The organism is Streptomyces sp. NPDC051136 (assembly GCF_044455745.1).
Lineage (GTDB): Bacteria > Actinomycetota > Actinomycetes > Streptomycetales > Streptomycetaceae > Streptomyces.
In genome coordinates, this window is record NZ_JBITFE010000014.1 from 161,609 (window position 1) to 174,079 (window position 12,471).

12 protein-coding genes are annotated in these 12,471 nt (G+C 75.0%); 9 read left to right on the top strand and 3 right to left on the bottom strand.

The features are described 5' to 3' along the window. The first annotated feature begins 60 nt into the window (after positions 1-60). Entirely contained in the window at positions 61-1,539 is a 1,479-nt protein-coding gene (locus ACIBCJ_RS33145; protein WP_362510902.1) for an SLC13 family permease, read from the top strand. Positions 1,540-1,595: 56 nt separating this feature from the next. Here the strand turns inward: ACIBCJ_RS33145 and ACIBCJ_RS33150 are convergent, their stop codons facing one another. Further along, on the bottom strand, positions 1,596-1,919 hold the full coding sequence (locus ACIBCJ_RS33150) for a hypothetical protein (RefSeq protein WP_133890345.1): 324 nt from the start codon (positions 1,917-1,919) through the stop codon (positions 1,596-1,598). A gap of 187 nt (positions 1,920-2,106) precedes the next feature. On the opposite strand from ACIBCJ_RS33150, the gene ACIBCJ_RS33155 reads away from it, so the two are divergent. The 4 genes from ACIBCJ_RS33155 (at position 2,107) to ACIBCJ_RS33170 (ending at position 5,607) form a co-directional block, all read left to right on the top strand. Continuing rightward, a complete protein-coding gene (locus tag ACIBCJ_RS33155; protein WP_365981385.1) occupies positions 2,107-2,976 on the top strand; it encodes a fructosamine kinase family protein in 870 nt (289 codons plus the stop codon). Positions 2,977-3,054: 78 nt separating this feature from the next. Further along, positions 3,055-3,720 carry a TetR family transcriptional regulator gene (locus tag ACIBCJ_RS33160; protein WP_362104169.1) on the top strand — a complete coding sequence of 222 codons (666 nt, stop codon included), beginning with the start codon at positions 3,055-3,057 and terminating at the stop codon, positions 3,718-3,720. 10 nt (positions 3,721-3,730) lie between these two features. Further along, on the top strand, positions 3,731-4,525 hold the full coding sequence (locus tag ACIBCJ_RS33165) for an SDR family NAD(P)-dependent oxidoreductase (RefSeq protein WP_362104171.1): 795 nt from the start codon (positions 3,731-3,733) through the stop codon (positions 4,523-4,525). Between the two features lie 41 nt (positions 4,526-4,566). Then, positions 4,567-5,607, top strand: a complete 1,041-nt coding sequence (locus ACIBCJ_RS33170; RefSeq protein WP_362104173.1) for an NAD(P)-dependent alcohol dehydrogenase — start codon at positions 4,567-4,569, stop codon at positions 5,605-5,607. Positions 5,608-5,724: 117 nt separating this feature from the next. On the opposite strand, the gene ACIBCJ_RS33175 is transcribed toward ACIBCJ_RS33170, so the two are convergent. Beyond that, entirely contained in the window at positions 5,725-7,260 is a 1,536-nt protein-coding gene (locus ACIBCJ_RS33175; protein WP_365981386.1) for a helix-turn-helix domain-containing protein, read from the bottom strand. 171 nt (positions 7,261-7,431) lie between these two features. Between ACIBCJ_RS33175 and ACIBCJ_RS33180 the strand changes: the two genes are divergently transcribed. From ACIBCJ_RS33180 to ACIBCJ_RS33190, 3 genes are all read left to right on the top strand, one after another. Next, positions 7,432-8,052: an L-threonylcarbamoyladenylate synthase gene (locus ACIBCJ_RS33180; protein WP_166662096.1), complete on the top strand. Its 621-nt coding sequence runs from the start codon at positions 7,432-7,434 to the stop codon at positions 8,050-8,052. A 49-nt stretch (positions 8,053-8,101) separates the two neighbouring features. Next, entirely contained in the window at positions 8,102-8,857 is a 756-nt protein-coding gene (locus tag ACIBCJ_RS33185) for a dienelactone hydrolase family protein (protein ID WP_365981387.1), read from the top strand. A gap of 90 nt (positions 8,858-8,947) precedes the next feature. Then, entirely contained in the window at positions 8,948-10,450 is a 1,503-nt protein-coding gene (locus tag ACIBCJ_RS33190) for a metallophosphoesterase (protein ID WP_365981388.1), read from the top strand. Between the two features lie 24 nt (positions 10,451-10,474). Here the strand turns inward: ACIBCJ_RS33190 and ACIBCJ_RS33195 are convergent, their stop codons facing one another. Next, complete coding sequence (locus ACIBCJ_RS33195; RefSeq protein WP_365981389.1) at positions 10,475-11,509, bottom strand: TauD/TfdA family dioxygenase; 1,035 nt, start codon at positions 11,507-11,509, stop codon at positions 10,475-10,477. A 113-nt stretch (positions 11,510-11,622) separates the two neighbouring features. Between ACIBCJ_RS33195 and ACIBCJ_RS33200 the strand changes: the two genes are divergently transcribed. Continuing rightward, complete coding sequence (locus ACIBCJ_RS33200; RefSeq protein WP_362510928.1) at positions 11,623-12,453, top strand: aldo/keto reductase; 831 nt, start codon at positions 11,623-11,625, stop codon at positions 12,451-12,453. The last annotated feature ends 18 nt before the right edge of the window (positions 12,454-12,471 follow it).

Below are 12,471 nucleotides of genomic sequence, written 5' to 3' on the forward strand. Positions count from 1 at the left end.
TGCTCGTCGTGGGGAACACGGGTCCGTGCAGACGGTAGCCCGCGGCGCACCGCGCGGAACATGGCCCGGCTCTCGCCCACGGCGTGGCCTCGGCCACATCCCGCCCTGCGCACGTCGTCCCGTCCGGAGTGCGACCCTGTACCCCGTTCGCCGATCACCGGGCCCCGCCCGGCTCTCCGGTGTGGAGGAGAAGTCCTGAGTACCACCGTCCTCTCCGAGGCCGTCCCCGTCGCCCTGCTGCTGGGTGTCCTGGCCTTCGCCGTACTGCGTCCCCGGGGGCTGCCGGAGGCCGTCGCCGCCGTGCCCGCCGCCGCGCTGGTCGTCGCCCTCGGCGCGGTCACCCCGCGCGAGGCGTGGGAGCAGACCCGTACGCTGCTGCCGGTCGTCGTCTTCCTCGCGCTGGTCCTGATGCTGGCCTACCTGTGCGCGAAGGAGGGCCTGTTCGAGGCGGTCGGCGCGGCCGTGGCCCGTCGGTGCGGCGGGAGTCCGCGGCGGCTGCTGACCGGGGTGTTCGCCGTGGCCTGCGCGGTGACGGCCGTGCTCAGTCTGGACGCCACCGCCGTCCTGCTCACGCCCGTGGTCCTCGCCACCGCGTCCCGGGCCGGCGCCCGGGCCCGCCCGCACGTGTACGCGACGGCGCACCTGGCGAACTCCGCCTCGCTGCTCCTGCCGGTCTCCAACCTGACCAACCTGCTGGCGTTCACGGCGAGCGGGCTGTCCTTCACCCGGTTCGCCGCGTTGATGGCGCTGCCCTGGCTGGCCGCGATCGCCGTCGAGTACGCCGTGTTCCGCCGGTTCTTCCGCGCGGACCTGGCCGATCCCGCGCCCCTCGCCCCTGTGCCCGTCGCTCCGGCGCGGGTCGGCCCGGCGGCACCGAAGGCGCCGGGCGGTGTCCCCGGGTCCGGGCCGACCGTGCCGGCCACGCCGCCCCCGCCGGCCGTGCCGCGGTTCACCGTCGTCGTCGTCGCCCTCACCCTGGCCGGGTTCGCGGTGGCCTCGCCGGCCGGGGTGGAGCCCGCCTGGGCGGCGCTCGGCGGTGTGCTGGTGCTCGGGGTGCGGGCGCTGGCCCGGCGCCATGTCACGCCCCGGGAGATGGTGGGCGCCGCCGCTCCGCTGTTCTGCCTGTTCGTACTCGCCCTCGGCGTCGTGGTGCAGGCGGTGGTGGCGGGCGGCCCGGCCACGCGGCTGGGGCGGCTGCTGCCGGACGGGGAGTCGCTGCCGGCGCTGCTCGCGGTGGCGGCGGTCGCCGCGCTGCTGGCCAACCTGGTCAACAACCTGCCGGCGGTACTGGCCCTGCTCCCGCTGGCCGCGCCCGCCGGCCCGGCCCAGGTCCTCGCCGTGCTGATCGGGGTGAACCTCGGACCCAACCTGACCTACGTCGGTTCGCTGGCGACCCTGCTCTGGCGGCGCATCCTGCACCGGCACGGCATCGAGGTGGAGCTGGGCCGCTTCACCCTGCTGGGGCTGCTCACCGTGCCGACCACGCTCGCCGCGTCGACCGTCGCCCTGTGGGGGGCGGTTCACCTCGTCGGCACCTGACGGTTCACCTCATCGGCACCCGGCGCTCCGGTCCCCGGACCGTGCCGGGGGCGCCTTCACCAGGCCACGCTGGGAGCGGCCGGCCGGCGGACGGCCTCGGCCGCGTCCCGCAGGTGCAGGGCGACGGTGATCAGGGCGCGCAGCGCGGAGGGCCGCAGGCTCTGGGCGCTCTCGGCGGCCAGTACCAGCAGACAGCCCGCGGCCTGCTCGACGACCGGGACGGAGAAGGCGAAGTCGTCGCCGTCGGCGCCGCGGAAGGCGCGCCACGGCGTGGCGGCACCGTCGATGGCCTTGTGCACCGCTTGCTCCAGGTGCTGTGCGGCCTGCCGGCACACGGGGGCGGGCAGGGTGATGGTGCGATGGAACGCTGAACTGGTCATAGTCCCATTGCTCCCCCGCCCCCGGGCTCTCCGATCGGCGCACCCGGCGCTTTTCACCGGGTCGGCGGCAGCCGGGCACGGCAGCGCACCCACCGGCGCGGCGGGGACCCGACCCTGCCGTGACGGGACCCGACCCGGCCGCGGTGGGCTCCCGGCCCGGCCGCGGCAGCGTCCTAGGCTCGTGGACATGACTCCCACCAGCTCGCCCTCCTCCGTCGCGGCCCGGTTCACCGGCCGGGCGGTGACCGGTGAGCGTCCGCTCTCCGGGGCGCTCACCGAAGTCGCGCTCGACGACGGCCGCACGGTCGTCGTCAAGTTCCAGGAAGCCCCGGGTGCGGCCCGGGCCGAGGCCGCGGGGCTGCGCTGGCTCGCGGACGCCGGGACGGTCCGGATCCCGGCGGTGCACGGCGTGGACGAGCGCGCACTGGTCACCGACCGGGTGGCGCAGGGGCCGGCGAGCGCCGGGGCGGCGGTGCGGTTCGGCCGGGATCTGGCCGGGCTGCATGCCGCCGGGGCACCGGCGTTCGGCGCCGCGCCGCCCGGCGGACCCGAGGAGGCGTACATCGGGCTCGCCCCGATGCGCAACGCCCCGGGGGACGACTGGCCCAGCTGGTACGCCGCGCACCGCGTGCTGCCGTATCTGCGCCGCGCGGTCGACGAGGGCACCGTCCGGACGGCCGAGGCCGCCGACGTCGAGCGGGTCTGCGAGCGGCTGCCGGAGCTGGCGGGGCCCGCGCGGCCGCCGGCCCGGCTGCACGGGGACCTGTGGAACGGCAACGTGCTGTGGGGCGCCGACGGTGAGGTCCACCTGATCGACCCGGCGGCGCACGGCGGGCACCCGGAGAGCGACCTGGCGATGCTGCGCCTCTTCGGCTGTCCGCACCTGGGCCGGATCCTGGCGGGCTACCAGGAGGTGGCACCGCTCGCGGACGGCTGGCCGGACCGCGTCGGTGTGCACCAGCTCTTCCCGCTGCTGGTGCACGCCGTGCTGTTCGGGCGCGGCTACGCCGAGCAGGCCGCCGCGGCGGCCCGCTCGGCCCTGCGGCAGGCGGGGTGAGCAGCGGGAGTCCGGGCGACTGATGTCCCATCGGGTCATGTGTCCCAGTGGGACATTTTCGGGTGTACGCTCGGAGGCATGACGGCGACGAAGCCCTCCCCCACCGAGGACCGGCGGCAGCGCAAGGCGCGGCAGACCCGCGACGCGCTGGCCACCGCCGCCTGCGACCTGATCCTGGAGCGCGGGCCGGCGGCGACCACCGTGGAGGAGATCGCCGAGCGGGCGGACGTCACGCGCCGCACGTTCAGCCGGCACTTCGCCGGCAAGGAGGACGCGGCGCTCGACTTCGTCCGCCGGGACGGCGACCGGATCAACGCGCTGCTGCGGGCCCGCCCCGCCGGGGAGCCGCCGCTGCTCGCCTACCGCAGGGCCGTGCGGGACTGGCTGGCCGACCGGGAGGACCCGGCCTGGCACGTGCGTCCCCGGATGCGCCGCCTGCTGGCCCTGGCCGGCACCGAGCCCGAGCTGTTCGCCGCCTACCAGCGCATCCGGGTCGACGCCCAGGAGGAGTCGATCCGCATCGTCGCCGCCCGGCTGGGGATCGACGAGACGGCCCGGGACGTGCGCCCGGCCGCCGTCGTCGACGCCGCCGCCGGGGTTCTGATCGCCGCCCTGCGCCTGTGGGCGCGCGGCGGAGAGGGGGACTCGGGAGCCGCAGACCTCGCCGCCCTGGTGGAGCAGGCCTACGACGCCCTGATCACGGAGGCCGCGGCCGCGACCCCCGCCGGCACCATCGAAGAGTGAGAACAGCACCATGAGCACCACCGACACCACCCCCGCCACCGGCACCACGCCCGCCGCCGAGTTCGCCGGGCGCACCGCCCTCGTCACCGGTGCCGCCTCCGGCATCGGCCTCGCCACCGCCCGCCGGCTCGGCTCCGGCGGCGCGAACGTCGTCGTCGCCGACTTCAACGCCGAGGGCGCCGAAAAGGCCGTCGCCGACCTCACGGCACAGGGCGTGCGCGCCGCCGCCGTCGAGCTGGACGTGACCCGCCCGGAGTCGGTCGAGGCCGCGGTCCGGTTCACCGTCGACACCTACGGCGGACTGGACCTCGCGGTGAACAACGCCGGCATCGGCGGCCCCAGCGCCCCGACCGGCGAGTACGACGTGGACGCCTACCAGCGGGTGGTGCGCACCAACCTCGACGGCGTCTTCTACTCGATGCGCTTCGAGCTGCCCGCCATGCTGGCCGCGGGCCGCGGCGGCTCGATCGTGAACGTCGCCTCCATCCTCGGCTCGGTCGGCTTCGCGGGCTCGCCCGCCTACGTCGCCGCCAAGCACGGCGTGGTCGGGCTGACCAAGGCGGCCGCCGCCGAGTACGCCGCCCAGGGCGTCCGGATCAACGCCGTCGGTCCCGGCTTCATCGACACCCCGCTGCTGAAGACCATGGACGAGGCCGCCTACAACGGCCTGGTCGCCCTGCACCCGGCCGGCCGCCTCGGGCGCTCCGAGGAGGTCGCCGAGCTGATCGCCTTCCTGCTGTCGGACCGCGCGTCCTTCGTCGCCGGCAGCTACCACCTGGTCGACGGCGCCTACACGGCCGTCTGACACCGGTCACCCGCCAGGGGGGAGAACGAAGGAGTCCGAACATGAAGGCACTGCAGTACCGCACCATCGGCGCCCCGCCCGAGGTCGTCACGGTCCCCGACCCGGAGCCCGGCCCCGGCCAGGTGCTGCTGAAGGTGACCGCGGCCGGCGTCTGCCACTCCGACATCGCGGTGATGAGCTGGCCCGCCGAGGGCTTCCCGTACGAGCTGCCGCTCACCCTCGGTCACGAGGGCGTCGGCACTGTGGCCGCGCTCGGCGCCGGGGTGAGCGGACTGGCCGAGGGCGACGCGGTCGCCGTGTACGGGCCCTGGGGCTGCGGCACCTGCGCCAAGTGCGCGGAGGGCAAGGAGAACTACTGCCTGCGCGCCGACGAGCTGGGCATCCGGCCGCCGGGACTCGGCCGTCCGGGTTCCATGGCCGAGTACCTGCTGATCGACGACCCGCGCCACCTGGTCCCGCTGGACGGGCTCGACCCGGTCGCGGCGGTGCCGCTCACGGACGCCGGGCTGACCCCGTACCACGCGATCAAGCGGTCGCTGCCCAAGCTGGTCCCCGGTTCGACCGCGGTGGTCATCGGCACCGGCGGTCTCGGCCACGTCGCCATCCAGCTGCTGCGCGCCCTGACGTCCGCCCGGGTCGTCGCGCTGGACGTCAGCGAGGAGAAGCTGCGTCTGGCCCGTGCGGTGGGCGCGCACGAGGCGGTGCTGTCGGACGCGGGGGCGGCGGACGCCGTGCGTGAGATCACCGGCGGTCTCGGCGCCGAGGCCGTGTTCGACTTCGTCGGCGTGGCGCCCACCGTGCGGACCGCCGGAGCCGTCGCCGCCGTCGAGGGCGACGTCACGCTGGTCGGCATCGGGGGCGGCTCGCTGCCCGTCGGGTTCGGCATGCTGCCGTTCGAGGTGTCGGTCAACGCGCCGTACTGGGGCAGCCGCAGCGAGCTGATCGAGGTGCTGAACCTGGCCCGCTCCGGCGCCGTGTCGGTGCACACCGAGACGTACTCGCTGGACGACGCCCCGCTCGCCTACGAGCGGCTGCACGAGGGCAAGGTCAACGGCCGTGCGGTGATCCTCCCCCACGGCTGAGCGGCACCGGGGGCGCGACCGGTCCCCCGTTCCGGTCGTGCCCCCGTTCCGCCGAACCTACGTGGACGGCTCCGCCGTTGTGAACAGTGCCGGTGCCCGCTGCCGGGCCGTCCGGACTCACTCGTGCACAGGTGAGTCCGGATGGCCCGGTTTCGTCCCGTACAGGGGCGGCGGGTCGAGGTCACCGGCCGCCAGGTGGGCGAGGACGACCTCGTACAGGTCGCTCCCGGCGGCCAGCAGCTGCCGTTCGAGGACCGGCTCGGCGCTGCGGACGTGCTCGCGGACGGTCTGCGCGTGCATGCCGAGCCGGTGTGCGGCGCGTTCGGCGTTGCCGCCGGCGGCGATCCAGGTGCGCAGGGTGCGGCGCAGGTCCCGGCCGTCCGGGTCGAGGCGGCCGAGCAGGCCGGCGGCCCAGGTACGCAGCGCGGGCCCGGACAGCAGGTCGGTGAGCCGGGCCGCCCCGGTCCGTGCGCCGGTGCCGGCGCCGGGCGGGATCTCGGCGAGCCCGACGTGGGCGTTCAGGGCGAGGTGGACGGCGGCCCGGGCGGTCAGGTCGTCGAAGTCCGTGCGCAGCAGCGACTCGACCCGGTCCATACGGGCGCGGACCGTGTTGCGGCTGACGCCGAGGATCTTCGCCGCGTTGACGGCGGTGAACTCCAGGCCGAGCCGGGTGGTGGCGAGCAGTTCGGCGCGGGTGTGGTGCGCCAGGGTGTCGAGCGGGCTCAGCACGCCGGCCGTCCAGTCGTGCAGCTCCGCCGGGACCATCAGCCGCTCGGGGCGGGTCCGCTCGGCGTACAGGGCCGCCTGCTGAGGGCGGAACCGGGCCACCGCGAGGGCGCTGACGGCCTGGCCGTAGGCCGCCGCGGTGCGGGCGAGCCCCTGACGCGTGCTGCCGCCGAGGAACACGCCGGGGCGGCGGCCGACCAGTGAGCGCAGTTCCCGCCCGGCCGTGTCGCGCGGCGCGAGGACGATCACGTGTCCGTCCACCGCCGGGCACCGCACGACCAGCGCCTCCTTCCCCGTCGCCGCCAGGCACTCCTCGGCGAGACGGTCCCGCTCGGCGGGGCCGCTCTCCACGACGTAGACGCAGGCCGTGTCGGTGTCGAGGAGACCGGGCCAGAGACCGGCGGCCACCCGGCGGGCGGAGACGGTGTCCTCGACCATCAGCAACTGCAGGATGGCCAGGCGCAGGTCGGACGTGGCCCGCCGCAGCCGGTGCCCGGCCGCGGCCGACTCGTGGCCGGCCAGCAACAGCTCCACCACCTGGGCGGCGTGCGTGACGATGTCGGAGACACGCCGGTCGAAGGGCGCCCCGCGGGCCACCACGAGGACGGCGGCCTGTGCCGGGCGGGACCGCTCGACACGGACGAGCCGCAGGTGGCGCCCCCGGTCCTCCAGGGCGGCGGAGGCGATCCGGCCGGAGGTGACGTCGGCGACCAGGCCCTCGTCCAGCGGGACGCGGGTGCCGGCCAGCAGCCGGCCGCCGCCGTCCTGCAACGAGACGCTCGCGTGGGCGGTGGCGGCGAGCCAGGCCACGACCCGGTCCGGGTCGCGTCCGCCCGGTCGCAGGTGCCCGAGCAGCTCCCGCGCCCATTCCGCGTGCTCGCCGGCCCCGGAGATCCGCTGCCGTCCCGTGTCCTGTCGGCCCGCCACGTCGGCCTTCTCCTCGCCTCGCCTCGTATCCGGCCCAGGCCGGGGACGTTACCTCATGGCCTCGCGCCCGGCTCCGCGCCGGCCGTGGGGGCGGGAGCACCGGGCCTGTCGGACGGGGCGGGCGCGCGGGGCCTGTCAGACGGGGCGGGCGCGCGGGCATAAGCTCGGTGAATGGCGAAGTACTTCGACGTGCACCCCGACAACCCCCAGCCGCGCAGCATCGCCCAGGTCGCCGACAGCGTCCGCTCCGGCGCGCTGATCGCATATCCGACGGACTCCTGCTACGCACTGGGCTGCCGGCTGGGCAGCCGCGACGGGATCGACCGCATCCGGTCGATCCGCCGCCTGGACAACCGGCACCACTTCACCCTCGTCTGCCAGGACTTCGCGCAGCTCGGCCAGTTCGTGCAGATCGACAACGACGTGTTCCGGGCGATCAAGGCGTCGACGCCCGGCAGCTACACCTTCATCCTGCCGGCGACGAGGGAGGTGCCGCGCATGCTTCAGCATCCGAAGAAGAAGACCGTGGGCGTGCGCATCCCCGACCACGTCGTCACCCAGGCCCTGCTGACCGAACTCGGTGAACCGCTGCTGTCCAGCACGCTGTTGCTGCCCGACGAGGAGGAGCCGATGACGCAGGGCTGGGAGATCAAGGACCGGCTCGACCACGTGCTGGACGCGGTCGTCGACTCCGGGGACTGCGGCACCGAGCCGACCACGGTCGTCGACTTCTCCGACGGCGAGGCGGAGATCGTGCGGCGGGGCGCGGGCGACACGACGCGGTTCGAGTAGCGGGCCGCCACCCAGATCCGAGAGACCGAGAGAAGGGCACGACCCCGCGATGAGCGCAGTACAGGGGACCGACGTCGACATCCCCACCGACGACGGTACCGCCGACGCCTATCTGACCCACCCCGCCGACGGGGGGCCGCACCCCGCGGTCCTGCTGTACATGGACGCCTTCGGGCTGCGGCCCCGGCTGCGGGCGATGGCCGACCGGCTGGCCGGCGCCGGGTACACCGTCCTGGTGCCCAACGTCTTCTACCGCAGCGGGCGGGCACCCGTCGTGGAACTGCCCGGGTTCATCGACCCGCAGGCACGTCCGGACATCTTCCAGCGGCTCGGTCCGATCATGAAGTCGCTCACCCCCGACCGGGCGGTGCGGGACGCGGACGCGTACCTGGAGTGGCTGGCCCGGGCTCCGGAGGCGGCCCGAGGCCCGGTCGCGCTCATCGGCTACTGCATGGGCGCCGGGCTCGCCCTGCGCACCGCCGGCACCCGTCCGGACCGGGTCGCCGCGGTGGCCGGGTTCCACGGCGGGAACCTGGCGACGGAGGGCCCGCACAGTCCGCACCTGGTGGCCGAGAACCTCACCGCCGAGGCGTACTTCGCCCACGCGGACCACGACCCGGGCATGCCGCCCGAGCAGCAGGAGCGGCTGGAGGCGGCGCTTGCCGCGGCGGGCGTGCCCCACCGCTGCGAGGTCTACACGGGGGCGCGCCACGGCTACACCCAGGCCGACACCGCCGCGTACGACGAGAGGGCGACGGAACGCCACTGGGAGGCCGTGTTCGACCTCCTGAAGCGGACGTTCTGACCCGGACGACGCGAAACGGCCCGGCGGGGGCGGGACTTGGCGAGCGATCCCTCGTCCGGCCCCCCGGGTGGACGTTGTTACCGTGCCCGGGTGTCCAACTCCTCACGTGATTCCGCCGAAGGCGCCGGCTGGGGCTCCGCCGAGCCCGGCGCCTACCGGGCGCTGATGCCGCAGCGCACCGAGAAGCTGTCCTGGCTGAACCCCGGAACCCTGTGGGCCGCCCGCAACGGCGTGCTGGCCTCCTGGTTCGGGGACCCCACGGGCCGCACCCGCTCCCGCTGGGTGGCGCAGCGGGCGGCGGCCGGGGCACCGGCCGACAAGGTGATCAGGCGGGACGACCCCGACCGGTTCTCCTTCCTGGTCATCGGCGACACGGGCGAGGGCGACGAGCCCCAGTACGCCGTCGTGCCCGGGCTGTTGAAGGCGGGCGGGGACACCCGGTTCGCGGTCCTGGCGAGCGACGTGATCTACCCGGTGGGCAGCGCCGACGACTACGGCCCCAAGTTCTTCCGCCCCTACGGCGATTACCCGGCCCCCGTGTACGCGGTACCGGGCAACCACGACTGGTACGAGGACCTCGCCGGGTTCATGCGTGTCTTCTGCGGCGACGCCCCGCCCCTGCCGCCGGAGCCGGCGCCGCGCCCGTTCACCGGGGCCCGGCTGCGGTCCCTGCTGTGGCACCGGCCGCGCCCGGACGACGGACGGCACCTCGACGAGGCGCGCGAGCTGCGCCCGGCGCCCGCCCAGCAGTCCGTCCAGCCCGGACCGTACTGGGCCGTCGACGCCGGTCCGGTGCGGATCGTCGGCATCGACACCGGGCTGCTCGGCACGGTCGACGCCGAGCAGGGCGCCTGGCTGCGCGAGGTGTCGGCGGGCGACCGTCCGAAGATCCTGATCACCGGATCGCCCCTGTACGTGGACGGCGAGCACCACCCGTGCCCTGTCGAGGGCGGCGGCACGGTCGACGACGTCGTGCGCGATCCCGCGCACCACTACGTCGCGGCGATCGGCGGCGACATCCACAACTACCAGCGCTACCCGGTCGACGTGGACGGCCGGACCGTCCAGTACGTCGTGGCGGGCGGCGGCGGCGCGTTCATGCACGCCACCCACACCATCCCGCGCGTCTCGGTGGCCGGTGTCACCGAGGACGACTTCCGCTCCTATCCGCTGCGCGGCGACTCCCTCGCCTTCTACAGCGCCCTGTACGGCCGGCGCCTGCGGATGCGCCGCTTCTTCACCCTGACGGAGGCCGAGGCGACGGCCGTGATCGCCGAGCGCCTCGGCATCCGCACCGGCCGCCCGCCGGGTGACGGCGCACGGGTCACCCGGCGCACCCGGATCGTCGCCGGACTGCTCGGTACCGCGCGGCGGCCCGATCGCCGCAAGCGGTTCCGGCTGCCCGTGCGCAAGATCTACACGCAGCTGTTCTCGCCGGGTTCGGCGACGTACAGTCCGCCCTTCTTCAAGTGCTTCCTGCGCCTGGACGTGACGCCGCAGGCGGTGCGGCTGCGCTGTTACGCGGCCACCGGCAACCGGGCGCAGGAGGTGGACCCGCCGGTCGAGGACGAGGTGACGATCCCGCTCGGGTGACGCGGCGCCGGCTGCCGTCCGCGCTCACCATCGGCCGGCCTCGCTGCCCAGCAGCGGCTCGGAGGGGGTGCCGTCGACTCCGACCGGTACGTCGCCGGTGAGCATCACGCGGTGCATGGTGCGCGGGTGGTCGAGGTGGGCGTGGTCGCCCGGGGCGAGGTGGATGGTGGCGCGGTTGTCCCAGAAGGCGACGCTGCCCGGCTCCCAGCGGAAGCGGACGGTGTACTCGGGGCGGGTGGCCTGCTCGGTCAGGAGTCCGAGGATCGCCGCGCTCTCCGGGCGGGAGAGCCCGGTGATCTGTTCGACGTAGTAGCCGTTGACGAACAGCACCCGCTCCCCCGTCTCCGGGTGGACGCGGACGAGCGGATGCACGGTCGCGGTCTGGTGGTCGAGGAGGTGCCGGACGTAGGCGTCGTCGCCGGGCCGGGGCTGGTAGCCGACGCCCAGGCGGTGTTCGGCGCGCAGGGTGTCGGCGAAGGCGCGCAGCGGGGCGGACAGTCCGGCGTAGGCGGCGGCGAGGTTCGCCCAGGTGGTGTCACCGCCGTAGGGCGGGACGGTCTCGGCGCGCAGGATCGTGAAGGCCGGCGGATCGACGCGGGCGCCGTGGTCGCAGTGCCAGCCGCGCAGCAGCGTGTGGCGCCGGCGCCGCAGCCACTCCTCGTGCTCCATTCCGAACCGCCCGCCCAGCTCCAGCCGGTCGGCGGTGGTCTCGATCTCCGGGTGGCCGGCCGGGGAGGCCTTGCCGCGCCGGGGCAGCACGACCGGATCGCCGAAGAGGCGGGCGAACGCGACGTGTCCGGCGTGGTCGAGGCGCTGGTCGCGGAAGAACACCACCTTCCAGCGCAGTACGGCCGCCCGCACCGCCGCGACCTGTGCGGCGCCGAGTCCGGCCGCGAGGTCGACGCCGTGGATCTCGGCGCCGATGTGCCCGGCGGCGGGGAGAACCTCGATTCCCGCCGCCCGGGCCGCCGCGCGCTCCGCCGCCGCGTCCGTCGCCGTGCCCTTCGCGCTGTCCTGCGTCGGGCCCTTCGCCGTGTCCTTCGCGCTCTGCGTCGTCATGCGGAGATCGTGGCAGACCCTCCGCCACGCCGTCCGGTTGATCACGGGTCCCCGGGTGGGCGACGCTGGACCGGGCGGCACACCGCCGCGCACAGTCGAGGAAAGGTCCCACGGTGATCAGCATCCCGGCGTACACGCTCAACGACGGCACCACGCTCCCCGCCCTGGGCCTGGGCACCTGGCCGATGACCGACGACGAGGCCGAGCGGGGGGTGAGCGAGGCCCTGCGGGCGGGGTACCGCCTGATCGACACGGCGGCGAACTACCGCAACGAGACCGGCGTCGGCCGCGGGATCGCCGCCGCTGGGCTCCCCCGCGAGGAGGTCGTCGTGACGACCAAGCTGCCCGGCCGGCACCACGGCTACGAGGAGACGCTCGCCTCCTTCGAGGAGTCCCGCGCCCGGCTCGGACTCGAGTACGTCGACCTGTACCTGATCCACTGGCCGCTGCCGCGCGTGGACAGGTACGTCGACTCCTGGAAGGCCATGGTCAAGCTGCGCGAGGAGGGCCTCGTGCGATCGGTGGGCGTCTCCAACTTCACGGCGGAGCACATCGAGCGGCTGGAGAAGGAGACGGGCGTCCTGCCGTCGGTCAACCAGATCGAGCTGCACCCCCTGTTCCCGCAGGACGAACTGCGCGCCTACCACGAGCGCAAGGGCATCCGCACCGAGAGCTGGAGCCCGCTGGGGCGGGGCAGTGACCTGCTGGACGATCCCGCCGTCGCCGCGGTCGCCGCGGCACACGGTGTGACGCCCGCCCAGGCGGTCCTGCGCTGGCACACCCAGCTGGGCGCGGTACCGATCCCGAAGTCCGCCGACCCGGCGCGGCAGCGGGCGAACCTGGACGTGTTCGGCTTCGAACTGGACGCCGGGCAGATGCGTGCGGTGGCGGACCGCGCCCACCGCCGGATCGGCGGCGACCCGGACGTGCACGAGGAGTTCTGAGCGGGGTACCCGGCCCGA